Consider the following 25,919-nt stretch of genomic DNA (forward strand, 5'->3'; position numbering starts at 1 on the left):
TTGAATCATTGTATCCAGTTGACACTTTGGATCTGGACTCTTTGGGTCTGTTTTTTTTATTCATACTGCTCCCTGTATTTTCGAACCACAATCAATGCAATGACATTTAAAATCAGAGTTGTTACAAACAGCATCAAGCCCAAAGCAAATGCAGCAAGAGTTTTAGGGCTGTCAAATTCCTGATCACCAACCAGAAGCGTTACAATTTGCACAGTAACCGTTGTAACGGTTTTCAATGGATTCATCGTTAAATTGGCGGACAAACCCGCTGCCATCACAACAATCATGGTCTCGCCAATGGCTCTGGAAACAGCCAGAAGAACACCGCCGACAATTCCTGGAAGGGCTGCAGGCAAAATAACCTGCCGGATGGTTTCCGACTGTGTGGAACCAAGCCCGTATGCACCGTCCCTCAATGACTGTGGAACAGCATTGATCACGTCATCTGAAAGTGATGAAACAAAGGGAATGATCATAACCCCCATGACAAGGCCTGCTGCCAAGGCACTTTCACTTGATACATCAAGCCCTGCAGCAGCACCGGCATTTCGAATGGCGGGCGCCACCACCAGAGCGGCGAAAAAACCATATACAACAGTGGGTATACCTGCCAGTATTTCCAATAAAGGCTTTGCCACTGCCCTGAATTTTTTATTTGCATATTCCGACAGATAAATCGCAGACATAAGCCCTACAGGTACGGCAACAAACATGGCAATAGCCGAAATTAAAAGCGTGCCTGCAAAAACCGGTATGGCACCAAAAGCACCGGATGATCCCACCTGATCCGAACGGATCGCCATCTGGGGACTCCATTCCAGTCCAAACAAAAATTGCGTAATGGGAATTATTTTAAAAAACCGGATGGCCTCATAAAGAACAGACAAAACAATACCAATGGTGGTAAAAATCGCAATGGTTGAGCAGGCGATCAAAACCCATTTAAGAACCTTTTCCACATGATTTCTGGCTCTTAACTCAGGGGTAATTAATTTTTGAACGTATACAAGCCCTGCAATGGCAATAACAATGGCAATAACGGTGAGTGCAGCATGACTGACAAATTGCAGATGCTGATAATGTTCCGAAGCCTTTTGAATGGCGGGATTGACTTCTATTGAAACAATATTCCCGTTTACCAGGTTTTTGATATCGTTCATGGTCAAAGTTAATTGGTCTTTGGGAAGCGATTTTATTTCAACAGGCAAATGAGACAGAACCATTTGTGCGATTAAAGTCGGTTCAAATGCCAGCCAGAATGAAAAAACCAGCACAGCCGGAATACCACACCAAAGCGCTGTTAAAGCGCCATAATATCCCGGCCTGGAATGCAAAAATTTTGGCCCGCCGCTTTCTTTCACAACGAAAAAAGAGCGTTTTTTACCCAGATAATAGCCTATCATTGAAAGCAGCAATAATGTTATCAGCAAATGTAACGGTGTCAAAACAACCTCTTTTAATTTGTTTAAAATCAAAACTTACTCTGCAAAGATAACTTAAATTTATTAGTTGATTTTTAATAAACGGTTAGAAGATGATTAGAAAAAATAAAAAAGCATAATAGAATCCTGGGCCGGGCCGGATGATCATTTACGGCAGCTAATAATTGTAGAGAGGCATTCTCTATGCTTCCGGATTGAAATAATTTCTTTTTTATCGTATGTGAACATTTGTGAACATTATTTTTACTGTTATCTTAAATTAAACGCAAATGATAAATCAAATATTTGAAGGGACTTGAAATGGGTATTTTAAACGGTTTATTAGGCAATGCAACCGAAGTTAAAGTGGAGGATCTACAAAAAGAACTAAACCCGATATTGGCTGATGGGGAATCTATAGAAATGGCCTATAAAGTACTGAGAGATATGTACGTTTTCACAAACAAAAGATTATTGCTTATTGATAAACAGGGGCTTACAGGGAAAAAGGTCGATTATCACACTATCCCTTATAAATCGATATCACATTTTGCAGTAGAGACAGCCGGGCATTTTGATATGGATGCAGAATTAAAAATTTGGATATCAAGCTCAAAAGATCCCATTATAAAAACATTGAAAAAGGGTACGGATGTTGTTGGAATTCAAAAAGCAATGGCCAATTTTATGTTCAATTAATATCAGGGATTGCAAAAAGGACTCTGCAAAATAAAGCCGTTGTAATTTCGCTCATAATATCAGAAAGTCTTCCAAAGAATATCAGAAATTTAAAATTTTCCTTTAATGCTGTCAAAGGTTTTTAATTATCAATTCTTTTGCCTTGGTTGGTTTTTTACCGACGCTATATAATAATGATATCGGCTGGATTTTAAAATTTTTAAAAACGCTTCTCATATCTGAATTATCATTGATGCTGAGAATAAACTTACCCTTGATACGGGATAGAATGTCAGCCATTTTAATGTAATCATCCAGGATCATATTGTGCTTATAATCGGGGTGGCCATGGTAGGGAGGGTCACAATAGAAAAATGTGTCCGGCCGGTCATACCGTTTGATCAGTTCCTGCCATTTCAGGTTTTCAATCCGGACGTGTGCCAGGCGAAGGTGAACCATTGACATTTCCTCTTCAAGTCTGAGCAGGTTTATCCTGGGAACGGTCCTGTCAATCTGGACACCGTATGTCCGACCTTTGACTTTCCCGCCAAAGGCAAGACGCTGGACATAATAATACCGGGCAGCTTTTTGAATATCTGTTAACCCTCGTACTTCCAATTGATCTTTCCAATCCTGGAACCATTCCCGGGAAGTCAGGAGCCATTTGAACTGTTTTAAAAATTCTTCCAAATGATTCTGGACAACCCGGTAAAAGGTTATCAGATCATTGATGACCTCCACTTTTGAAGATGGTTTTTTGAAGAAAACCCAGGCGGCTCCTGAGAAAACTTCACAGTATGTTTTATGTTCGGGGATCATAGATATTATCTGTTTTGCCAGTTTTGATTTGCCACCGATATAAGCCAGAGGACTTTTCATAATCAGGATTCTCCTTGTGTAAATTCGCTCAACTTGGTATCTCCCCCTGCTTCAAAGACTTGTGCAAAGGGACTCATAGTCCTTAAAAAAGTTAATCGGTTAAAAACTCCCAGGTATCCCCATTCTTAGAAATACTTGTCACAGGGACCCACTGCCCGCTGATATATTTCCAGCAGTCTTCAAAGACTTTTTGCTCAGAATTGATAAGGATTTTGTTTTCGTATGTTGCTGTTTCTGTAGCTCCCCATGTTATTAATTCGTTCCGCAGGGCATAATTACTGGCCTTTATCCAGGCTGCAGAACGAATTGTATTTGATATTTTTGTACTTGCTATTAAGTTGTTAAAATAGTTTGTTGGAGAATCGTTGTTATAATTTCGCCCTATTTCAAGAGATTGTGAATTTAATAACGTCCCAAGGCCCGATGCAGTGCCGTCATCTAAAAAAATTCCATCAGCATACCCTTGAACTTTTCCAAGTCCACCATCCATCGTAACAGCTATATAATGCCATGCATTGTCAATTAAATTTGTTGAAAAACTATCAAAAGCTTCCAACCTGGTCGTTCCATCACTAAAAATAGCCTGTAAATATGGGGCCGAATCCCTGAGATACAAAGCATAACCAGGTTCCGAAGTTCCTGTATGCGTTGCTTTTTTTTGTATGAGAGAGTCAGCAAGCGATGTTTTAAAGAACATTTCTATAGTAAAATCATCATCGGTTCCGAAATCTAAAATATTTCCAAGATCGATATAGTCATCTATCCCATCAGAACTTAAAGCTTTTCCAATTAAACCGTCTACAAGATTATTAAAATCCATGTCGCCATATGGTGTTCCGTGATTTGCGTTTGAAGTAGAATCTAATATACAGCTGGTTCCACCTGATGGGTCCTGGGCCATTCCAAGTCGAACTTTAGCCACACTGTCCCAGACCGCTTGTGCTGGTGTCTCCGTAGTATCCCCTATATATGCCGTATTATCCTCCTGATTTGGATCATAATAAAAATACAGAAAAGAATCTTCAGTGCTTGATAATTCCAGGTCGGATTTTGAAACATGGATGACAGCTTTTTTATTAGTTGAATCCCAATGCTCAATCTCACCGTATATCTGGGTTGTGCCATCAGATTTGGTAATGGCTATTTTTTTTCTGTTGGGATGGGTGTTACCTGGCCAGACTACCGTGCCGGAGTTGATTGTAAAATTATCAAAATTCGCTGATACAGTCTCTTCATCAGTCCAAACAGCTAAATCTATGTATCCTGTATCTGTTGAAAACCCTGTTCTTGTATGCAATAGTGTCCAAGATCCAGTACTTCCATCGTCGTAGTACAGATTGATAGTACTACCAGCTCTTACCACTCTTAAACGCCCATATGAATTAGAGCGGGTATCATGATCATCATCTGCTGTTCCAGAAACGGTCGAGTATGCAAACCAACCGTCAGATAGGGATTGGTTCAGTAAACCTTTCACATACATTTTATTATCAGAATCAACCTTAAAAAGAATTTCACAACCAGCATCCGCTGAAGTGGCTACAATATTTGATACGTCTACTTGAACATCAAAATCCCCTGGAAAAACAGGTATAGATTTTACATATGCATACTTTGATGTAGATATAGTTGGTATTTGAATATTTAATTTATTTGAATTTATCTCACAATTACTATTATCTGTGTTATTAACAGTCCATAAGTCGGAGTTTGGAGAATCCCCATCGGTTCCGGTGAAGTCATCCCCGGTAAAACTATATTCCAAGTCATCAAAAATTTCAGTATCATCAACAACAAGAGGGATTGGGAAATGAGTTAAATCCTCATCTATCTTTGTATAATCAACCGTAAGTTTTTTCCGTTTTGCCCATGTACCGAGCATATCAGCCATTATGTTTTTCCCTTAATTCAATTTGTATATTTTATAAAGATATCACCTTCGACCGGCAGCAGACCGGTATGGTAAGATGGATCGTCGGTATAGGCATATCCTTCTATAATAACCGGCTCGTCCATGACACTTAAACTTTCATCACAAAGCAGAAGATCCAGTGGTTTTGACCCCACCAATCCAGCATCGGCAATGTCGCCACTGGGTTCTATGGCAATGTAGTTCAGAGTACCGGTTGCAATTTCTGTGAATCCAGACAATGTTGATTCATAACTTTCTAACGTGCAAGATATATTGGAGACAGGCGGCTCTGCCGGCCAGTGATAATCATAATAATCAGAAGCAATATAATCATCATCCCAGTACCAGACCGCTCTAACCTGAACATCCGTAATTGCCGTTCCGCTTGTTACGGAAATATCAGCGCTTGTTTTGTTTTCATCAACCCAGTAAGTATCGTCCCCTGTCCAATCGCTCCAAGCCCCTCCCGTTTTGTATCGAATTTGCAGAATAACCAAAATCGAATGTCGTATTGTCCACTGGTTCCAATACTGTTCATAAAATCCGGACAATGAGACAAAGGCTTTCACGGATTCCGTGCTTGCTTCAGAAATGGAATATTCAGCAGGCGTGGCGTAAAAAACTGATGAGTGTTCTGTTGTATCTGTCGTTGCTGAATATCCTATGTTTTGCCCGCCTGCGCCGTCGGACAAAATCAACTGGGCAACAGCATTAAAGGCCCATACGCCCGTGGAAACTTCATAAGAAACCGGATTGGGGCACTCTATTTGCTGGTCATAATCACTGTGAGCATTAACATATGTTTTGATCGTTCTCGGGCTGACATGGATGATCGGCTGCTTAGCCCAGTACCCTGGCAGTGTAACGGTTACACCGCTCTCACAATACCCATATTCGATTCTTTTTAAACTCTTGACCGGCTGATGCCCTATGGTTGCGTTGAAATATCTGTAGGTGATAATCCCATTTGATGAGATCTGAACAAAATCCGAAACTCCATCCATATTTCCAATGGTGATACAAGACCCGGCCCAAACCTTTCCACCGTCTATGGTCGTGGTATCCGTTGATGGATTCCATCCGCTGATGGTAAGTGCTATGCCGTCCCAGGTCAATTTGTCGCCAAGGTTAAAAGAATTGTTATTTAAGTTGATAGACATACTGCCGTCGGCATTTTGAATCAACCCGGTTGTCAATGTTCCCATGTTTGCGGTGATCGCGGAAAGTGCTTCAACCGCCATTTTGGTTGCATCAACCGATTCGGCAGCCAGGTGATCCGTTCCGATCTCACCGGCATTGATGTGGGCTGCTAAAATAGCATTGGCAGCAATGCTTTCTGCCAAAACGGCACCGGCCGCAATCTCGTTGGCAGTCACGGCATTTGCAGCCAATTTCGGTGTTTCAATGGCATTGTCGGCAATCATGGTGGTTGTGATGGCTTGTTCCGGGACGTCGATATCTTCCCACAATACCCCGGGTGCGTCGGCACTGGCACTATCGGAAAAATCGCTTTCGTTGCCGGATGTATCCACGGCTTTGATCCAGTAATAATAAGTAGCCGAATCCGGAGGGGTGTCCGTGAACATGGCAACCGTTGAAATATAAGATTTTACAGCTGTTGCAAGCTCCTCTGCCGTGGCTGAATCATCACTTGTATTTCTATATATAACAAAATGATCCAGATCGTTTTCCGCACCATGTTCCCAACGCAAAATGATGCTTGACCACGTTCCGAGTGCCGACAATCCGGTGGGTACCGACGGAGGCTCTTCATCCTTGCAGGTTGTGTGCAAAACAACAGCAGACCATGCCGTTTCATTGCCCGAAACATCAACTGCCCTGACTATTATGGCATATTGCGTGTTCGCAAGGACATTTTCCCAGGTATACGTCCTGTCGGTGGTGCCGTACTCGGCTTTGGCACCGGTTGCCATATTTTCCACCTGCAACTCATAATGGTGGAAATCATCGGATATTTCAGCGTCCGCGTTCCAGGTAGCTATCATAACAATCATGTCTGTACCATCCGGACCAATGGTAGACGAGCTTGTCACTTGTAGTGCCCCTGGAACGGCAAGTTTGCAGTCACTGGTATCAATGGCCACTACGCATACATCTTCGTTTTCAGATTCAATCCCGGAAGTATCAAAGGCTTTGATTCGATAAGTCCGGGATTCTGACACACCCTCATCAATATAAATACTGACCGTATTGTCACTTGTTCTGGCCACTTTCAGGTCGTTTTCCATCGACGAAGTGGTTTTTATAAAAATATCACCCTCTTGGGGTGTGATACCGGATATTTCGGAGGGATCATCAATGCCATAACATCCTTGAACAAAAACTTCCTCATCGATAATTCCAAGAGATTCATTACAAAGATTCAATGTGAGTTCGCATGAACTGGTAACAACCCATTCAGGCCCCTGCCGAATTTCATAATAATCCAAATCAATGTCGTTGACATGGGACCAGGAAAAATGAATTGCCCGGTGCAGGGCATCCCATTGCCCGACAAAACCGGTTACGTCCGACGGCGGTGCAAGTTTGCCCTGGATAGTGATTTCGGCAGTGTTATTGCCTGTATCAACGGGGCCTTCACCAGACACAACAACATAAACCCGATATGTGTTGCCGATAACAAGGGACGTATCAATGGTATAGTTGTTAACGTAAACATCTGCCAATTTTTTAGGGGATGTTCCGGCGGTTACATCCTCATACCAAATCGCCCAGTTACCTCCGGTGTTAGAATGACTACTGTGCCAGGAAACCTGAACATTTGATTCGTAACTGCCATCAGTGGCATATGCCAGGAATTCATACAATAAAACCTGTATGGCTTCCTGTTTCGGGTTTTCCCATGGCGGTTCCTCGATTACGCCGCCTGTTTCAGTATAAATTTCACTAATATATTCAAGGCCCGTCATTGTCCTGGTAAAATCATCCTTCCGGTCAATGGAAACAATCCTGTAAGGCTTCTTATAGGTGTCCGCCGTGCCGAAGACAAAAACCGCCTGATCATCCGGCACCGTTGTCCATGCCGACGTCAAGCTCAACGTGTCGGTTGTACCGGCTGCATTGTTGACAATCTTTTCGATATACTCTTCCTGGCCTGATGCATTTACCAGCCGGACAAGTATACGGTAAGCAATACCGGTCTTGATCTCCACTTCCTGATCAAGCTTGACATAAGGAGATCCGGCACCGTCGTCATTGTCGGCACTTATAATTCTGCCGCTGGTGTTTGAGTTTTCAAAATTCAAAATCTCATGCTGGAACAAAAACACGTCCCCGATGACACAGCCGAATGAATCCACAAACGCGTCAAAGGTGATGGTACGGACCAGATATTTGTTCGAATTGATCCGGAATACGCCTTCCCGAACTGCCTGAGCCTGGGGAATGGCTGCTTCAATTGTAACACTGGTCTTCTGGGCTACGTCATCACCGTTGATATAACTGTCAGAATATACCGTTACAATCTGTGTGGTGTAGTCCCGGTCAGGGTCTGTGTACTGGATTTCGATAGCATCGGCCCGGTCCTTTTTAGGCAGATACTGAATGGAAAAGCTGCCTTCAATGATATTGCCCATGGTGAACAAATGGGATTCAATATCATCCTCTTTGTCCACAAAAACGCCATAATAAGAGCCGCGGCGAATGATGACGGCATGCCCCATCCTGGCAACCTTCTGTATCTGCTCCCAAAAATTGCCTTCATATATAATGGTGTTGACAATGAACCGGTATTCATCATCAACCGCCTCACTGCAATAATCCGACCAGGCCTTGAAGTCATCCCAGATCAATCTGTCTTTATCAATACCAGCATATTCAACCAAAAGATAATAACAGATCCATGCCGGGTCCGTTGCCCGTTTGTATCCCCACGTCTCGTTGTCCTCATCGTAGATATATAGCATCGACCTGGTGGCAAGACAGGAGAAGGTGGGCACCGATCCCGACAGCTGGTCCGTGGCCAGTGCCTGCACCGCATACTTTGCAAGCCCGGGATATGACAATTCATATTTGATGATCTCCTGGAGGCAGGTAAAATAGATATCCGAATTACCCCGGTAACTGTCAACACTTTCGTTGGTCCTGGTGATGCGGACCTCGTATTGACCGGGCGTCAAATCATCAATGGTGATAATGGACCGCTGTGTTTCCGTTGTGGCTCCGGACATGGTTTCCGTTGAATACACAATATATTCCGTGTCATCAATGGCTTTATATTCAACCGTGAAGGTTGCGGACCTGGAATCAAATCCGCCGCTGTCATTGCTGTAATAAAGACCGCTTGGAGCCGTGATAATGATGTTCAGTTTTTCAACGGCGGTACCGTCGGTCTGCTGGGTGACCTGGACGTCTTTAACCAATTTAATGCCCACATCATTTTGCCCAACGATTTCCGAAAATCCGGGAATGGGTTCATCCGTCAGGGCGCCGATTCTGTCCGTATAAACAGTGACATCTTTATAATAAATATATGGCTGATCGCTGATCCTTACATCAGTTATACTATCCACTTCATGGTCGCATATCCCCATGAGGACGTTCAGGGTTTCCTTATCTCCGTCAAAGGTAACAAACTGATTTATGATCTGGCCGTAAACCTTGTTTGTGCCGAACAGGTACGGGATATTGACGCCTTCCGCCGTGGTTTGTTGGGGATTCCCCCAGGTATAATGAGTCGTGGATGATGAATCTGAAGAAGATACCGGATCTGGTCCAAGGGCGGAGGCAAGTTTTTGCATACCATACCCGATGGCGACCATGGCCCCGATATACGTTGCTCCATAAACAAGCGCTGTACCGTATGCTCCCGCATTTGCCAAAACGGAAAGCGTACCGAAAAAACCGGCATTGGTTGATATACCGGCCACAGCAGCCGCAACAACACCGGCCACGGTTGCTTTTGTTTTCGCGCATACGGAAATAATATCCCCGTCAAAAACGTGAACTTCATGGTGCGGCCGGGAAACAACTTTTCCATTGAGCGCAACAACAAATTCAATTCTGTCATCATGCAACGGCAAATCAGCCAGGTATTGATGCAGGCTGCCACCCGGTATGAAATCAAGGATCTCTTTCTTATTGATTTCCGGCTGAAGCGGATTGGGTATTTTAGTGAGTGTTACCGGCATAACGATAATATCCTATAATTTTACTTTTCCAGTCGGACAACCTGTCAATCACTACGTTCCTGTTCTGGGTGACATGGATAAACCGCCGGTTTCCAATATACACGCCGATGTGATCCGCAAACTCCGGGTGGGTGGATTGAATAATCAATCCGGTGGGTGTCTCAAGGCTGGATACGGGTTCCCAGTATTTTTCAAGATGATTGTTTATTTCTTTTTGGGATGCCTGCTTGCAGGCGCAGACAGCTATATTGGTCCTGGGGATGTCGATCCCATACCGCCGGAATACTTCCACGGCCAGGCCGTAGCAGGAATACCCGTTCGGCCCGTACCCGTCCTCACAAAAAGGCTTGCCGATCAAATCACTGAAATCAATCATGCCATAAACCCCACACTGCCAACGCCCGGGAACCCGCCGAACCGGGCCTGGTTCCCCAGGGCCTTGCAGGCTGCAAAAGTCCTGTCGCAGGTTTCACTGCCGGTGATGACATACCCGCACCGGGAACCGCCAAACTCTTTATACCGGCAATGATTTTTCAGATACCGCTCCTTGGGACAGCGCCGGTCCAACAGGTTTTCAGCGCCAAGATTTATGGTTACCTGCCCGGAATGGCTGATGGAACACCCGATAATTTCCATAGCCAATGAAATTTTTGGAACGGTTTCTTCCAGGTATTTTGAATCCACAACCCTTATAACCACCTGGGACCCGACCCCGCCGTCATAGGTTTCAATGTGCGGGATAATCTGCCGGGTGATGTCAACAAAGGTCAATGTCACGGACGGGATCTCGGCATCCTTTGTCTCTTTGATGCCGGAAATGGAAAACAAAGCCGGATACCAGGTGTAAGAATTCCAGGAGATTGTTTCGTTATTCAGGCACACCCGGACCGGATCTTCCGATTCATAGGTAATCTCAAGCAGCAATAATTCAATGTTGTCCGATGACAGCTTATTTTTTTCGATAATCTGGTTGCTGGACAGGTCAATGGGCATGTTACATTTCTTTCAATTTTAAAGTTAACAGCCAGCGGTTTTTGGCTTTGTATTTAAAATTCAACTTATCTTCCTGGAAACACACCGTGTAATCAATGCCGGTTTCAGGGTGAGTGAAGATAAACGACTGACCGTAATAGGTGTTGAAAAACGACTGCAGTGTATTTTTGTCCGCCGACGTCATCAATTTCCAATCCAGGATAAACTCTTTTTTAACAGCAGTACCCCGGCCCCGGATCATGGTGTACCCGGCCGAAGATGTCTCCATCAGGCGATTGCCGATGTCTGCTTCCGTAAACCCGGAACAAACCGCTATGTCTGGAAAATTCGCCATTATGAAATCATCCCCTTTAAGCTGGTTCTGAAGTTGCCTTTATTATTTGCCGCATAGTCCAGGACAATGCCGATTACCCATTTTTCCCCGTCCCATTGCGGTGGTTTCTCCTGGGTGGCCTGAACTGCCTGGCCGTTGTTTGTAATATTGATTTCCACATTCGGGGCTGCACCGGCAGATGATTCAACACCGAGATTGCCGGAGGGCATCCGGGTTAACGGCATGATGGCTTCCGGTCCCGCTTCTCCAAATAATGCCCCGCCGGTAGCGTATGCCTGTATACGAGTGTTTGGTGCCAGGGTGGGCTGATCAATGACCTGGTTGCTGTATTGGCTGATGCTGGCCCCAGTAACCACGCCGCCTTGGGCAAACCCAAACAAACTGCCAACGCCGGATGCCAATAAACTGGATGCCCCCGCCGCAAGGGGAGCCGTGATATTCTGTTGAATGGAAATCCGGATTAGATCACTGATAATTGATTCCGCCAGGTCGGAAAAATCAGCCTTGCCGGTCATCACAAAGTCTGTCAGGGCGTCGGTCATGCCGGAGAACATGTCCCGGGTCATTGTCTCTCCTGCCTCCGCCCAGGTCGCCATGTCCTCTTGAAAACCGTCAAGACCCAATTTTACCCCGGCAAAGAAATCGTCACTGTCCAAAATCTGCTGTTCTTTCAGTTCCCGATGTCTTTCTGTGAACCATCTTTCAACCAGTTCAGACTTAATTCCCATCTTTTCATATTCTTCAGCCTGTGCCTCAAGCAGTCCTTTCTGATAATCATAATTTTCCCGGCCCTTAAGCCCGATATCCGCATACATTGAATCCATGGCAGAGGCTATGTTGGCGGCGGCGTTTTTCCGGGCTCTTTCTTCTTTTGAAATAGACTCTATCGCCTTATCAGTTGCGGCGTCCACGAGTTGATTGATTTCCGCCTGCATTACCGCCACAATTTCGGATTTTGCTTTCTCAGAAGCCTTGTATCGATCAAGAGCGTCCTGCTTGAGTTGGATCTGATATTCAAAGGAAGACTCAATTATTTTTCGTGCTTCTTCTTCGTACTCTTTTACCCATTTCGGGATTTCAGTTAAAAGGCCGTTACTTTTTTTGTTATACAGATCAAAGCCTTGTGTCATCTCGTTAATAGTTTTGGTGACGACTCCAGTATATTTTTCAATACCTTCTGTTGTCTCATTAATTGATTTGGTTACCATGCCCGTAATGCCCAGCACATCTTGAAAATGTTTTAATGCCGCCGGATCAATCTCATCATTGAAGCCGAGAGCATCTTTTATGCTTTCAAAAAGTTTATCCCTTGCTTCCAGTCCTTTTTTTTGTTTTTCCCAAAGATCATCAAGGCTGTTGCCGGTATATTCCAACAAATTATTGATTACGGTTAACGCAAAAATAGTTTTTCCTGCGGCCCCACCAAGCAAGGCGGTTCCTACTAATCCCATTCCGGCCGGTCCTTTGATGTCGTCCGGGACGGCATCATAAATATCTTTTATTTTTTTTACGGAGTCCCGGATATTCCCCAGGTACTCCGGAACTTTTTGTGCAATCAGATCCTTGTTTTGTTTGACCCATGCGGCAGTTAAAGCGGTTAATTGTTTGATGTCCGGAGCCAATTGTGCGACGGCAGTCTGGAAATTTATTGAAACAACAGTCACCAGCTGATCCATCTGTCTTTCGGCTTCAATGCTTTGCCGGATCAAATCCTCATCCATGACTACCCCCAGGGCGTGAGCCTCTTTTGTCAATCCATCCAGCGCATCCGCCCCGGCATCGATCATGGCAACGAATTGCTCCCCGCCGGTACCGCCGAAAATCTCGTCGGCAATCCGTATTTGAGCCGCCGTATCCAGATCCTCCATGCGGCGAATAATTTCCTTCAAAAGCCCGGGTGAATCTTTAAGCCGCTCATTAAGCTCTTCCTGGCTGAACCCAAGCCGTTCAAAACTTTCCTGTGCAGACCCGGCACCCGTTTGAACATACTCATCCGTGCGCAGGTTTAATTCTTTCATCCCGTCCGTCAATGCGTCCTGGGTTATGGAATGCTGCCCTGCGGCAAAGGCAAGCTCTTGATAGGCCGTGGTGGAAAGCCCTGCTATTTTGGCATTCTTTTCAAGCTCCGTTGAGGCATTCAGTGATGAATTCACCAACAATCCCAGTCCCGTTGTGCCTGCTAAAGTAAAAACAGCTGTTCCCATTTTCAACATGGCTGCAGTGGAGTCCTTTATCCCGCCAGTCATCTTCCGGGTGCTGCCGTCTATATCAGAAAAGGCTTTGCTGCCTTTTTTGCCCGTCTTTTCAGCTTCTGTTCCCACCTGCCGGATGGACTTAACAACTCCCTTATCGTTGATTTTTAACGCTATTTGAATGGTGCCGGTGTTAGACATTCGTTAACTCTCCCCAGGTCCAGCCATTCGTTATAAGTGAGCATTTCCGAATCAAGGGGGAACCCTGCAATGGATAATTTCTTGACCGCCAGAAGCTTTCTGGTGTAAGGATGAATCTCCCACTCTTGAATTTTCGGGCAGTTTGCACAAGCCCATTCAAGCTCCGGTTCATCATGTTCTTCCTTGCACGTTGCCAGGTCTTTTTCACTGCAGATATTCCCCTTTGATATTGCTTCAAGATCATGCTCCAGAATCAGTTTGGGTCGCTATCTTCCTGTTCTTCTCCGGGCAGGTCTTCACTATCGTCTGTGTCAGCAGTCTGTTCAAATGCATGAATGGCAAGACGTTCAACCAGGTCGGCATTGTGTTTGCAAAACCATTCTTTCCAGTCCTGCCTGAAATTGGATGATCCGGACTTTGATGAAATCACGACAACTTTGCCGTCTTTTTCTTCCCCGAAATCACCTTCCCGCCATCCTTCCAGAATATCCCTGCCGTGTTTTTGTCGGCATTCCCCCGTGCAATTGACAATTTTGTTTCTGATCCGTTTTGTCATCCCGTTTGTGTATTTGGCCTGCTCTTTTGCTGTCGGAGTCCGGAAATACAATTCCAGGGTTGAATCAGAGATATTGTCGTGCAGTCTTAGTGTATTGGGTTTGTTTGTGGTAATTCTCATTCATATTCTCCTGAATTATTAGGTTTAAATCAGTTTGCATAATACTGGGCCAGGTTCTTGACCTTCACGATCACAGACCCATAGGTGTCATCTTCCAGCACGGTCATGTCGCCTTTTTCCGCCAGGCGCTTGCCGTTGGCCGTAACCGGTGTCTTTAACACGCCCAGCCGGGGAAATATGATTTCAACCCCGTACTTATGGCCGGTGTCAAACTCGGCACCTTCGGCCAGGATGGAGGCACCGAAATATTCGTCGGTGTTCATGTAATTCCGGATAATGTAATCCCTGAATTCACGGTCAAGAGCCAGGGTCTGATCCCGGCCATCCCGGAAATACTGGGAGGCATAAGACCCGCCTCCGCCCGGAACAAACTCTACATTGCCGTTGTTGGACAACCGGTGTTCAATTCCATTGATCTCCGCGCCCAGCTCCCGGCCGCCCTGGAATGCAGACCCGTCATACTTGCCCCCAATCTTGAAGGTCAGTTCAGATACCCGCAAGGGCGTTTCGGATACCCGGGCCGGGAAGGTCATCCAGGCCGTTTCAGCCGGGGCATACAGCACTTTATAGGTCTTGTCATCCGTTCCAGCGCCCAGGGCCGTGATGGTAATCTCGGCCGGGGTGGCGGAAGATACCGCAGAAAAAGCCACCTCTTCCCATACCCCTGCGGAGGTCTCCACCCTGATCCGGTGGATGGCGTCCAAACGTTCCTGGGCCGTTGATCCGGCTACGGCATTGGCCGCAAGGGTCAGGGTGGTAACATTTTCCGCCGCCGTGATGCTTTCCTCTTCAATGGATGTGTCATATTTGCCCGTGGCCACGATATCCCCGACAACCTTGCACCAGTCATCCCGGGCAAAGGTGGAAGTCACGCCGTTGACAAACAGAGAACTAAACCGCTCTTTGGCAATGGTCTTGCCCAGGCGCTGTCCCCCGGTAAAAGAAGGCAGGGACCGGGCGGTTTCCAGATCCCCGTCCAGGGGAGTGATGGTTTTCAGGTATCCGGTTCCGGCTGCCGTTGATGCGATAGTGCCCAGGGCATAGGCATAGAGCAGGGCAAAATGCTGGGGCTGGGCCTTGGGAAAGTTCAGGGAGAGGCTGGCTGTCTGCCCCAGATTATATATGGTATCCGCCTCTTCTTTGCCGGTCAATTCATCCTTATTGGACTCCCGCCGGGGATCAAGGGTAATGATATCCCCCACCGATGCCAGCAAAGAAAGATCCAGTGTCTGGGCCGTATTGATGGCCGTCTCTTTTGCATAGGCGGATACCGCAATGATATTGTGGTTTGCTCTGATGGACCGCATTATTTCTTCTCCTTTGTCGTTTTCAGCTCTTTGCTTTTAACCAGCGCCGCTGTCGGGACAGATACCTTTTCAAACCGGTGTTCCTCACCTTTGGGAAGGGTTTCATATTCCTGGCCCCGCTCGTATGTCCGGCCCGCATCCGGGCCGTCAACAACCTGGAACGTTTCCTGGCCTTTTTTGAGTTTAAAGGTCATCGTTCACTCCTTCTTTCATATTTATAGATTATAATTTTACGCTGTAGTCCATCTCCCGGCTTTCCAAACATTTCGCTTTCTTTTTCATTTTCGCAGAATGCCGCCTCCATACCTTCAATACCCAAAAGATTTTTATCAAGGATCTCGTGCAGATCCTCAACAAATTCAAGGATGCCTTTGAAACCAGACCCGCCCATGATGCTCTGTTCTCCCGGATACATTTTTACATATGGGATGAGGCTCACATGTTGTTTTTTATCCAGTTCTTCACCACCGGCAAGTTCATGCCGTTTAACAGTACCGTCTTTAATCCCGATAGCCGGAAATTGTGTTCCGCCCGGAATAAGATTTGCGTGGGGAGTGATGAAAATATCCACGTCTCTGATATTATTCAGGCGACTTTGAAGTTCTGTTTGAATCTTGTCTAATAACTCTTTCAAAATCCCTCCATATTATCCATGCTGAATCTTCTGTCGTCTGATGATTTACTGGACGACGGTCCGCCATCGTCAATTTCCAAAGGAGTATCTCCCCCCAGATCGACAATACCTTTTGCCACATTTTTCAGATACGCAACCGCCCTGGTGTATCGGTCTTCACAATCGTCAGGCGCTGCGTTTCTTAGGGACCAGACATTGTAAACAGCGATATCCTTGCACATTTTGGAAATCATGGAAGGGACCGGAGGCTGAAACGGCACTGTGTGCCGTTTGGCACAATAACTGTCGATTTCAGCCTCAGCTTCGGTAATGGCAGTATCAATCTTGCTGTAATCAGGAATACCAGTTCCGGAGTCATCGGTAAGCCGTATTAGTTCGGCCTCGCTGATTTTGCCCTGAATATCTTCTCGGGTGCAATACGCCATGGTTATTTAACCTTTTCAGCCCTTTTCTTTTTCAGGAGCCGGTCAGCTTGTTTATTATCGGTCATGAATGTTTCACCTGGGGCGATTTTTTCACCATCATGAAGTATTGGCTCTACAGCCACCAGTTTAATGTCTTTTTTCTCTTTGGGATCTGCCATAACGGCCTCCATTTTCATGTACGGTTATTCATTAATTGATCAGGTTAGATGTTTTTAACCCTGATAATATCTCCATCTGCACTGGCAGCATCCAGGGCGGCTCCATTAACGACCCCGGCTGATTGTGTGATTGCCTTGCCGTTTGCATCAGATTCAACATCATCGCCTTTGGCTATGGCAGCACCGGCTTCAACCAGGACGATACCCAGGGCAAGGGGGCATTCCTCACCAATCTCAGCCCCACCGGCATGACTTGCTGCAAGAGCTTTTTCACCAGCGGCACAAGGGTTTCCGTCATAATCGACAAACCGCTGTGTCGCTATTGCTGAAACGGCTGTGATTCCGAATGTCATTGAGTGTATTGCTGTTTTCATGGCATAACCTCATATTTGAATTTAAGTTTATTCCGATCGCCTTACCGCTTAACCGTTGGTATCACTGATCAGGTATCCGGCATCCGCTCCCACAACTTTGACCACAAAGTTATCGGTATCGCGGACGAGTTCTAATTTTTTACCCTCTTCATACCGGTCAACAAAAGGATAGCCTGTCCGTCGCAGGGTGTATCCGAAACTGGGTTCATGCCAGTCTCTGTCCATGCCGGATTGTTTTTTCGGCACATAAGCCAGGGTAATGTTATCGGACCAGACATCATGGAACGTTCCGTCATCATCTGCATAAACAGCCTTGCCGATTTTAAGAGTTTCAATATCGAAGATCTGCTTCAGCAATTCCACAGTGAGCACACCTTTCATGGAATATTTAATTTTTTCTATAAGCTTTGGATGCTCTTTTAACGTTTTGAAGGTTACTGCACCCATGGTCATGGTGTTGGGATATTTTCCTGTTTTGGCCCGAATCGCTTCTTTCCCTGCATCAACGACAGCAACAGGATCTGAATTGGTGTAATCCGTAAACTGGCTGGTCCCTGACAGAACGACCTTGTTACTGGCCCCGTACGTGGCAACATTCTGCGCAAGGGCTGCAGCTTGATACTCCCGCTGCAAAAGAAGAATGTTTTGTACCGTCACTGTTCCGTGTTTCTGGGTGTTGAACAGAGCTTCGTTTTTTTCCCTGTAATCAATGGGATATTCGATATCATTTTCTTTAGTGGTAAAATCAACCCAGTTTAAAGCTTCCGGGTCCATCCGGTTGCTTTTTCCCCTTAAGGCGCGTTCAGTGTTGTAAAGCTTAAATGCTTCCTTCCCAAATTCCGGGTACTGGCCCGCCTCTTTTGGCACCAGAACAACCGGAAAAAGAGCCGCTGCGATCAGTTCTGCATTTGAGTATCCCCTGGCAAGCGTCGTTAATACCGGGTCAACCCCTCTTAAATTTGTTAATCGTCCCATGATGTTCTCCTGTAAATATGGTTAATTAAAATTAATTTTCATCTGTATGCCAGTTTATCTATGACACTCTGTCAGCCGCCTCGGCATAGGAAATGTTTTCTTTTGCAGCCAGGGCTTTTATTTTTTTGTGAAGCTCAAGCCGGTCTTCATCTTCACATTCTGCAAATTCCGCTTCCACATTCGGCAGATCTTCTCTTGTGGCAATTTCCTTGAATTCAACAAGTTTGGGCACCTGATTTTCAAAGAAATCTTTCAGCCATTCTAAAGGCGTTTGTTTCTGGTTTTCAGAAAATTCAATGGGCTCAGATCCTGCCAAAGACTCCATAAACTGTTTTAAGCCGGAATCTATCCATGCAGGGGCAATTTTCCCCTCCTTTACCATTGTGTCGCAAAACGCCTGAACGCTTTCGAGATCGTTCGAGAGTTGCTTTTCTCGCCGTTTTTCTTCAAACTCTGAATTCACCTTGTCACGTTCTTCCTTTTTTGCATCCTCAACCGCTTTTTTGACTTGTTCCTCACTGAATGTTGCCATGTCTTTTTTTTCTCCTGGTTTTAAACCGTCTGAAAATGATTCATCAGGTTCTGTTATTGGTTCTTTAATATCTTCAATTGCCCATTGAGAAAGCACCTTGTTTGCTTCATCTATGCCGAACTTTTCAATAATAAATTCTCTTATATTGTTCAGCAGACGTCCGATGCTGTTGATTTTCCAGGACTCCTCAAATTCAAAAGTGACCTGGTCGTCTTCGTTAAACCCGATGTCGGCAAGTCCTTTAACAGCCGGCGGTGCTGCACCTAAAAACCCCACATGCCGTAATCTGCCATCTGGATAAAAGGATGCGGAACGTTTTTTAAAAAGACCTTTTTTAACCATTTCTTCAAACTCCGGAACCACTTGTTTGAATTTGGCCATAAGGACTTTAGTTCCGTTAACAACCTCCTCCTTAAGACCTTCCACCCATGCAAATGCCGGGGCATTCTCTTTAGGATGTCCGATAACCGCAGGGGGTTCATGGTCATTTGCATTAAAGGAAGCAAGGGCTTTTTCAATCAACTTGTCTCCATCATGAGGCGTGCCGCTGCTGTCTGTCTGTTTGCCGCCCTTAAAAATTTCTATGTACTCCTCAAATCCTTTGAACTTCATACTCACACCTCTAAAATAAATTCATTTAAAGCCGCATTAATTTCTTCCCAGTCTTCATCCAGAATCATCATGAATGGCCGGGCTGGTATCTCTACCTTGTGTCCCTTGCATGCCATGCCGCCAAAATGATGAATGGCGGCATAGGGTTTGTTTGCGACAAATACAACCTTATCCGGCATAGCATCATATGAAATAGAGCTGATAAGGCCACCTCTGGTCCCGGATACCACAAGGATCTGACCGGGCCATTTGCCTTTTTTCTTTCTTTGCTTTTTGGTGCTGTCTGCAAGATCCTGCCAGGCTTCAGGACGTCCCCCCTCTTCAAAATTTCGCAAAATGGAAGTCTGAATGATGTCCCCGATAATCTCAGTGGCAGGCTGTAGATTTCCGAATTTGGCAATATACCTTTTGAAAAGCCCCTGAAGGTCACTGTCGTCATAAATGTAATAGGGTTCATGTTCAGGCATAATCAGCCCCCAATTCTTTTTTGAGTTTTGCAGCAAGGTCTTTGCCGTACTTGGAAAAATCGGGTTTCCATACTTCCCGGGCAGGATTCTTTGCCCAGCCTGGATCAGGCATTAAATTTCTGGCCGGCATCTCAGCACCGGTAACAGGGTCAACTGGTGCATAAAGAAGCCCTGTGGGATCTTGCGTTTCAACTTTCCAGCCGTTGCGGTCCAGTTCCCGTTGAGAAACCGATACAACAGTACACCTGCAGTTGTATCCGTTGGGCGGATACCAGATGAGCCAAAAATCATGATCATGGGGAAATATTTTGCCATGGTTGGCCCAGTGATCCGGCCTTGTAGATGCGTCCTTAACCGCCACCATGCGCCAGAACGGTCTGGCCTTGACCACGGCAGGGCTTTTCATCTGATTGTACCGGCCGCCCTGGTAATTGATATGCAAATTGGTTTGAAAAATGGTTTTGATGTGGAATGGCGCCAACGAATCGTAACCCTGAGCTTTAAAAATATTATCCACATCAGCTTTGAAATCATTTAACGTAACACCGCCCTCCATGGCTTTTATGATTTCATTTTCAACAGAAGCCAGGATATTGGCATTTGTAACATTGCTGATGTAAAACCCCCTGGATTCAAAATACTCTATTGCAGACCGGAAAGGTGTTCCCGGACCCCATAATACTTCGGCAAAATCTGTTTCAACACCGACACTGTTGACACCGATATCCCAGGAGTCCTGCAACCCCGTAGAAAGTCTTAAAGACAGCCGTGATGTGTCCATCTCATCAAACAGCTTAACCAGTCCGTTTTTTGCCTGCTTTAAACTCTTTGCCCGGGAAAGGTAGTCTTTTACAAGATCCGTATTTTTGATAAATCCGGGAACAGCAAATTTGACCTGTTGGTCTATCAGCTTGTCAACTTCATCCATGGATGCAATGGATGCATCGGAAAAATCAAAGCCGCCTTCAGAGAATTGTTCAAAAGGCTTTGTAGCCTCCGGAGAATTGACAAGTTCTTCTCCATCTTCAGGTTCAGGGATATTGTATTTTTCATAGAGGTGTTTTTTGGACACCGGCAGCCGGATATCATTGACCAGAATCTTATCAGTTTCGGCATGATCCTTGGTATTCTTTGGCGGCTTTGCATAGATCCTGAATTTTGGATAGTGTTCAACGTTGGCAAAATTATAATCAACAAGCCATTTAATCAATGTATCACTCAGGCATTCACAAAGCAGCTCTGCATCGGCCTCGCAAATGGCCTGGCGGATTTCATCAAGTGTCTGGGAGGCATTGTAGGCACCGGCATCCTTGATATCCGTTGTGCCGGTCTGGGACAATACCGCTTTGGTGTTTTGACGGTCCATATAATCACACAGGGATTCATATGTCACTTTCCCGGACCGCGTGGCTTCCAGAAGCTCTATCTGCATTGTATCAGGTATCTTGACGCCTGTTTCCTGCTGCAGGGCTTCAAGGGCATTCAATAATTCATCCTGCTTGTCTTTTTTCGTGCCTGCCGGATACTTGCCCACTGGTGTCGGGCTGCCGAACTTATCCAGGAAGATCATCCAGAATTTAATACCATGCTTTTTAAACCAGACCGGCCACCACATTTTTTGACCCAGGCCGCTGCCATAGGGATTGTCACTGGAACCATAGGTGAACACAACAAATTTTCTATCCGGCACCGGCTCCCCTTCGAGCATGTTATCCGGCGTGATCATTCTTAATTCACGATCCGGTGTGAATTGAAATCGTTTCGGATGTTTGGCCCTAAGTTTTAATACGATATATTTCCCGGCTTTTTCACCCCACATGATTTCAAGGGGACGATATCCGTAAAGAATTGCCTCCAAAATTTCCTGGCAGGCCTGTTTTAGATTGATTCCTTCAAGGGATTCTTTGACAAAGGCCGCGATTTGTTTTGCCCGGTCATTATCCTCACCCGGTATGACGTCCCAGGGCTTGCTTACCACAGCAAGATACCGTTGCTGCAGCACTGCCCCGGCATGGCCGTCCCGGTTGACTTCATCGTATAGCTTTAAGCCCTTGCCGTTGGATTCGCTCCTTAAGACAGGATCAGGATTTTCCAGACGATTGATCCAACCGGAATAAATATCAATATCTTTTTCAGCAATGGCAATTTCATCTGTGATCGGAACCTTGGTTATTTTTTCGTCTTTCATCAGTTCTCCAAAAATCCATCTGCTTTGGTAAAGTCTCGTTTTTTACCGGTTGATTCGTATTCAATCTCTCCTGTGCCCACGATTTCATTGACCGCATAAACAGCCATTAATCCGGCAATGGCAGAATCACCGTGGCGTTTCTTTTTGGACTTTTTATCCTTTGCCTGGGCCTCGATTATTTTGGGAATACCTTTTATCTTTTTGACAGATCTGTGATCCTCCATCACATCCGCACTGGCCGGTATATCAATGGCTCTGTCTTCAATGGTGGTTTTATAGATGGGGAACCATCTGCCATAAAAGGATTCTGTGGCCTTGATCATGTGAATCATTTCCGGGCTGAAGTGCTGCATGGTAAATTCTGCAAGAGCCTGACCGTTGCCTCTGGCATCCATGGCACCGCCCTGGAAACATGGCAGGCGATCAAGGATATAGAACAAAATTTGTTCCTGCTGCCTGAAGGGAATATTGAAAAGCTCCAGGTTAAAAGCCACTCTTAAGTTGGCATCGTCTTTTTCCTGAACCGGCCAGATCACCGTAAGGTTCTGGTCACGGGCAAAGTCTTCTCCAAACCAGGTTTTACGGTCCGGGTCCAGAGCGTCTATATAGGGTTGCACAATTTCTTGCAGCCATTCCAGGGTTTCCGCTTCCCGGTCTTCGTCCGGCAGTTCAGCCCAATCGTCTTCCTGGCCCCAGAAGAGGGTATCTATATCCTCTTTCATGCAGTTTTTAATCTGGGGCCGGGTAAAATAGGTGCCGCCGCCTTGGGAAGGGATACAGAATAATTCTTCGTCTGCACCATCACCATAAAAGTCAATGGTCTCCTGTCGCCATTGATCCTGGTCTTTCTGGCTCCATTCCTTTCCAAGCCTTAAGCAGATCCGCTTATACAGGCCATCATTCAGGGCATCATCAAAAGTGATCCGGTGCCAACTGTATGGTTTTTTCCCGGCATGGATTTCTTTGATGATTTCATTGAAATAGTTTTCATCACCGTCATGGGTGGAAATAACCACCACACGTCCGCCCCACATGAGCAATGCAAGAGCCGCCTTTAAAAGGCCTTTAAGGTCATCATGGAAAGCTGCTTCATCAATCACAACTTTCCCCTGCATCCCCCTTAAGTTTGACGGTCTGGAAGAAAGAGCAACTATTTTATGACCGGATGCATACTTGATCCGGAAAGTGATAATGTCCTTGTCCTCATCTTTGAAAACATATTCTTCAACTTCCGTGGCCGCTTTGTTATAGAATTTTGACCAGTCCGCGCAGTCATTGATGAATTCCTGGGCCATGTCCTTGTTGTACCCGACATAGAAAACATCCATGCCGTTTTTAGACGCTGCCAGCAAAGCATCCTCGCTGGCTTCATCCCAGGACAAACCGATCCGCCTGGATTTTTCAATCACCTTAACCCGGGATGGATCGGCCTGCCACTTCACCTGATAGGGCAAAAGCACCATGGGTGTGCGCTTGGAACGATCTTCCTTTACATGGGTCAGGGTCATGATTTTATCCCAAGGATTTGCCGCCGGATCATATCGGCTGCTTCATCGGACAGACCGCCTTCAACAACCGTTTCATCCACGGCATCCGCAGCCTGCTCCAGCACCTGTTTCCTGATTTGAGCTTCCCGGTCCAGGCTGATCTTGCTGGCCCGCTCGATGCGCTGGGCGATCAGGGCCACCTTATTCAGGGTATCCACGCCGATGGCCTCTCCCTCTTCATCCCGTCCGGACAGCACAAGGTCAAATGTCAGGGTCTTGACCAGCTCCGTGACCGCCCGGCCAAGGTCCGTGGTTTTCTGTTCTCCCAGACCGCCCACCAATGCGTCCGCCGCTTCCCGGGCCTCCCGCATCATGGCCCCTTTTTCCTCGATCTGCATGGAGTACCGGTTGATGGCAGACCTGGATATGGGCTTTTTCCCGCGTTCATCAAGCAGGGGATTGATGATCTCAAGGATCTGCTTCTGGGTCATGCGACGGTCCCGCAGGGCCGCATTCAGTTGCGACCGGATATCCTCCGGTAAAAGATCAATACTGGATGGCCGTCCCCGGCCTGAAGGCTTGCACCTATATCTCATTACCGTCTCCCGGGAGAAGGCCGTTTAATTCCCGGTACAGTTACGCGGCCCCGTGCCACATCCGCTCCCCGTTCGGTCAAGATTGCTATGGTTATGGCGGGGTCGATATCGGTTGTTACAAAACCTTGTTCCCTTAGCCAGGCCAGTTCCGTGCGCACCCGGTCACGGCTGGGCGTGAACCCGTAATTTTCCGTTAGATCCGTGATAAGGGAATCGTTCATGGTGTAATCCGGGTCCTCGGATAAAAGGCGCAATATGGTGAGCCTTAAATGTTCCTGAACTGTTTGCTCGTACTTCATTATTTTTTTCCTCCATTGTTCAGCAGGTATTCCTGAATCATCTCCACCGTACCCTTGATGCCGTCCACGGTGCCGGATATGTTTGACACCTGATCAGACACCTTGTTAATCCGTTCATACACAACGCCCAGGTCGGTATGGGAAATACTGCCGGATTCCAGTTTTGTAACCCGGTTGCCCATCTGTTCAACATCCTTTGCCCGTGCATTAACCCGGTTGCTCAACCATACATAAACCGCAATAACAACGGTGATCAGGTATTGCCCCACATCAAACCAGAACTTAAGAACGGAATAATCGGTCGGCTGCGACATCATTTACCTCCTGAAATCATGTTGACCAGTTTGCCTGCAACACCCCGCTTTTCCGCCGTTCTGCCGATCACCCACACCCCGCACACCCCGGACCACGCCCACCAGAATTCAGTGGGCAACGTCAGAGTCGGCATGGGCCGTGCCGTAAAAAATGCAGCAATGGGAAAAAGCACATGAACCAGAAGAATAAATAACAGCCCGGCATACACGATGCTTGGCCGCGCCCGCTTTGTGAATCTATCCGCCTGCTGCATCTCGGAAACAATGATTGATTTTTGAGATTCAACAAGGGATGCTTCCCGTTCCTGGAGCATACCCTGGAGATTCATTTGTGCCTGGGCCTTTTCCGCATCCGTCATTTTCATGGGGAAAAATCGCTTTACGAGGTCCCCTGCGAAATCGGCCACAGATCCTATTCCGGTTAAGTCCATATTGTCTCTCCTTTTAAGATTCAATTGCCGTCTTTTTTTGAGTGCTCAGCAGTTCAAAGTGAACCAGGTCGTTGAATTTCTGGTCGTTCACGTCATTGTCCCCGTCCCAGTCCCCGCCCCAGCGGATCTGTATCCCCATCTGGGAGGCCTTGCCCCTTACAAACCCGGCAAAGGCATAAAACTGGTTGGGCTCCTGCCAGGGGATGCCTTTGTTTTCGATCCACGGCCCCGCATCAACCGCTTCCGACGGCATGACATTGTGCTTGCTGTCCGGCCATTTCACTTTTGATTTGCCCTGCTGATAAAATCGATTCTGCCGCCTTCTGGTCCTGTGGCCCTCGATGACGGCGCAGTCGTATTCTTTCACCACTTCCCGGAACAGCTCCTGGAGCAGGGGATGACAGGTATCAAGTTTCATGTTGGATTGGTTGGAAAATCGCGGCATGACATTAAGCTCTCCTGTGTCCGTTATATTAAAAAATCATCTGAAATCGGACACAGCTTAATGCTTTGAGGAGGGGATTGTCTTTTGAAATGCTTCAAAAAAACACTTCACCCGGAGCCGACGGTGTCGGCTCCGGGTGAAGGTTATAAGATAGGGAGTTATAAGGTTATGTTATTATATTAAAGAGTTGATTCTGACAATTTGCCCGGCTGTCACCTTGATAATATATAACTTGAAAA

The 25,919-nt window shown here is 46.2% G+C and carries 26 protein-coding genes; 1 reads left to right on the plus strand and 25 read right to left on the minus strand.

Translation table 11 applies throughout. The features are described from left to right. Positions 1-56 precede the first annotated feature (56 nt). The gene (gene pstC, locus BLT94_RS11025; RefSeq protein ID WP_014958559.1) at positions 57-1,445 is read right to left on the minus strand and encodes a phosphate ABC transporter permease subunit PstC; all 1,389 of its coding nucleotides are present in this window, start codon (positions 1,443-1,445) and stop codon (positions 57-59) included. 297 nt (positions 1,446-1,742) lie between these two features. On the opposite strand from pstC, the gene BLT94_RS11030 reads away from it, so the two are divergent. Further along, positions 1,743-2,120 (plus strand): PH domain-containing protein, encoded by a 378-nt coding sequence (locus BLT94_RS11030; protein WP_041279594.1) that lies wholly within the window; start codon positions 1,743-1,745, stop codon positions 2,118-2,120. Between the two features lie 111 nt (positions 2,121-2,231). Here BLT94_RS11030 and BLT94_RS11035 read toward each other — a convergent pair whose 3' ends face one another. From BLT94_RS11035 to BLT94_RS11150, 24 genes are all read right to left on the minus strand, one after another. Then, positions 2,232-2,978 carry a DNA adenine methylase gene (locus BLT94_RS11035; protein ID WP_092233948.1) on the minus strand — a complete coding sequence of 249 codons (747 nt, stop codon included), beginning with the start codon at positions 2,976-2,978 and terminating at the stop codon, positions 2,232-2,234. A 91-nt stretch (positions 2,979-3,069) separates the two neighbouring features. After that, positions 3,070-4,869 (minus strand): LamG domain-containing protein, encoded by a 1,800-nt coding sequence (locus tag BLT94_RS11040; RefSeq protein WP_092233951.1) that lies wholly within the window; start codon positions 4,867-4,869, stop codon positions 3,070-3,072. 17 nt (positions 4,870-4,886) lie between these two features. Beyond that, a complete protein-coding gene (locus tag BLT94_RS11045) occupies positions 4,887-10,040 on the minus strand; it encodes a host specificity factor TipJ family phage tail protein (protein ID WP_092233954.1) in 5,154 nt (1,717 codons plus the stop codon). Continuing rightward, the gene (locus tag BLT94_RS11050) at positions 10,021-10,416 is read right to left on the minus strand and encodes a C40 family peptidase (protein ID WP_092233956.1); all 396 of its coding nucleotides are present in this window, start codon (positions 10,414-10,416) and stop codon (positions 10,021-10,023) included. Before BLT94_RS11050 ends, BLT94_RS11045 begins: the two co-directional genes overlap by 20 nt. Next, positions 10,413-11,033 carry a DUF1833 family protein gene (locus BLT94_RS11055; RefSeq protein WP_092233959.1) on the minus strand — a complete coding sequence of 207 codons (621 nt, stop codon included), beginning with the start codon at positions 11,031-11,033 and terminating at the stop codon, positions 10,413-10,415. Before BLT94_RS11055 ends, BLT94_RS11050 begins: the two co-directional genes overlap by 4 nt. A gap of 1 nt (position 11,034) precedes the next feature. Next, the gene (locus BLT94_RS11060) at positions 11,035-11,367 is read right to left on the minus strand and encodes a hypothetical protein (protein WP_092233962.1); all 333 of its coding nucleotides are present in this window, start codon (positions 11,365-11,367) and stop codon (positions 11,035-11,037) included. Further along, entirely contained in the window at positions 11,367-13,760 is a 2,394-nt protein-coding gene (locus BLT94_RS11065) for a phage tail tape measure C-terminal domain-containing protein (protein ID WP_092233965.1), read from the minus strand. Before BLT94_RS11065 ends, BLT94_RS11060 begins: the two co-directional genes overlap by 1 nt. 253 nt (positions 13,761-14,013) lie before the next feature. Further along, the gene (locus BLT94_RS11075) at positions 14,014-14,436 is read right to left on the minus strand and encodes a hypothetical protein (protein ID WP_092233971.1); all 423 of its coding nucleotides are present in this window, start codon (positions 14,434-14,436) and stop codon (positions 14,014-14,016) included. 29 nt (positions 14,437-14,465) lie between these two features. Then, complete coding sequence (locus BLT94_RS11080) at positions 14,466-15,743, minus strand: hypothetical protein (protein ID WP_092233974.1); 1,278 nt, start codon at positions 15,741-15,743, stop codon at positions 14,466-14,468. Further along, the gene (locus BLT94_RS11085; protein ID WP_092233977.1) at positions 15,743-15,937 is read right to left on the minus strand and encodes a hypothetical protein; all 195 of its coding nucleotides are present in this window, start codon (positions 15,935-15,937) and stop codon (positions 15,743-15,745) included. Before BLT94_RS11085 ends, BLT94_RS11080 begins: the two co-directional genes overlap by 1 nt. Next, entirely contained in the window at positions 15,934-16,377 is a 444-nt protein-coding gene (locus BLT94_RS11090; RefSeq protein WP_092233980.1) for a hypothetical protein, read from the minus strand. The genes BLT94_RS11085 and BLT94_RS11090 overlap by 4 nt, the downstream gene beginning before the upstream one ends. Continuing rightward, entirely contained in the window at positions 16,374-16,802 is a 429-nt protein-coding gene (locus tag BLT94_RS11095; protein WP_092233983.1) for a gp436 family protein, read from the minus strand. The genes BLT94_RS11090 and BLT94_RS11095 overlap by 4 nt, the downstream gene beginning before the upstream one ends. Positions 16,803-16,804: 2 nt before the next feature. Continuing rightward, on the minus strand, positions 16,805-16,960 hold the full coding sequence (locus BLT94_RS22010) for a DUF7210 family protein (RefSeq protein ID WP_175530333.1): 156 nt from the start codon (positions 16,958-16,960) through the stop codon (positions 16,805-16,807). Between the two features lie 44 nt (positions 16,961-17,004). After that, on the minus strand, positions 17,005-17,334 hold the full coding sequence (locus BLT94_RS11100; RefSeq protein ID WP_092233986.1) for a DUF2190 family protein: 330 nt from the start codon (positions 17,332-17,334) through the stop codon (positions 17,005-17,007). Between the two features lie 48 nt (positions 17,335-17,382). Next, on the minus strand, positions 17,383-18,309 hold the full coding sequence (locus BLT94_RS11105; RefSeq protein WP_092233989.1) for a major capsid protein: 927 nt from the start codon (positions 18,307-18,309) through the stop codon (positions 17,383-17,385). A 58-nt stretch (positions 18,310-18,367) separates the two neighbouring features. Next, on the minus strand, positions 18,368-19,453 hold the full coding sequence (locus BLT94_RS11110) for a hypothetical protein (RefSeq protein ID WP_092233992.1): 1,086 nt from the start codon (positions 19,451-19,453) through the stop codon (positions 18,368-18,370). 2 nt (positions 19,454-19,455) lie between these two features. After that, entirely contained in the window at positions 19,456-19,920 is a 465-nt protein-coding gene (locus tag BLT94_RS11115) for a phage virion morphogenesis protein (RefSeq protein WP_092233995.1), read from the minus strand. Continuing rightward, positions 19,913-22,108 carry a phage portal protein family protein gene (locus BLT94_RS11120; RefSeq protein ID WP_092233998.1) on the minus strand — a complete coding sequence of 732 codons (2,196 nt, stop codon included), beginning with the start codon at positions 22,106-22,108 and terminating at the stop codon, positions 19,913-19,915. Before BLT94_RS11120 ends, BLT94_RS11115 begins: the two co-directional genes overlap by 8 nt. Then, the gene (locus BLT94_RS11125; RefSeq protein ID WP_092234002.1) at positions 22,108-23,616 is read right to left on the minus strand and encodes a terminase family protein; all 1,509 of its coding nucleotides are present in this window, start codon (positions 23,614-23,616) and stop codon (positions 22,108-22,110) included. Before BLT94_RS11125 ends, BLT94_RS11120 begins: the two co-directional genes overlap by 1 nt. Beyond that, positions 23,613-24,191 carry a DUF3486 family protein gene (locus tag BLT94_RS11130; RefSeq protein WP_092234005.1) on the minus strand — a complete coding sequence of 193 codons (579 nt, stop codon included), beginning with the start codon at positions 24,189-24,191 and terminating at the stop codon, positions 23,613-23,615. Before BLT94_RS11130 ends, BLT94_RS11125 begins: the two co-directional genes overlap by 4 nt. After that, entirely contained in the window at positions 24,191-24,490 is a 300-nt protein-coding gene (locus BLT94_RS11135; protein WP_092234008.1) for a VpaChn25_0724 family phage protein, read from the minus strand. Before BLT94_RS11135 ends, BLT94_RS11130 begins: the two co-directional genes overlap by 1 nt. Beyond that, positions 24,490-24,807, minus strand: coding sequence for a hypothetical protein (locus BLT94_RS11140; RefSeq protein ID WP_139169013.1), 318 nt, complete (start codon positions 24,805-24,807; stop codon positions 24,490-24,492). Before BLT94_RS11140 ends, BLT94_RS11135 begins: the two co-directional genes overlap by 1 nt. Then, positions 24,804-25,235 carry a holin family protein gene (locus tag BLT94_RS11145; RefSeq protein ID WP_092234014.1) on the minus strand — a complete coding sequence of 144 codons (432 nt, stop codon included), beginning with the start codon at positions 25,233-25,235 and terminating at the stop codon, positions 24,804-24,806. The genes BLT94_RS11140 and BLT94_RS11145 overlap by 4 nt, the downstream gene beginning before the upstream one ends. 13 nt (positions 25,236-25,248) lie before the next feature. Then, positions 25,249-25,680 (minus strand): M15 family metallopeptidase domain-containing protein, encoded by a 432-nt coding sequence (locus tag BLT94_RS11150; protein ID WP_092234017.1) that lies wholly within the window; start codon positions 25,678-25,680, stop codon positions 25,249-25,251. Positions 25,681-25,919 lie beyond the last annotated feature (239 nt).

Source organism: Desulfobacula phenolica (genome assembly GCF_900105645.1).
Taxonomy (GTDB): Bacteria; Desulfobacterota; Desulfobacteria; order Desulfobacterales; family Desulfobacteraceae; genus Desulfobacula; species Desulfobacula toluolica.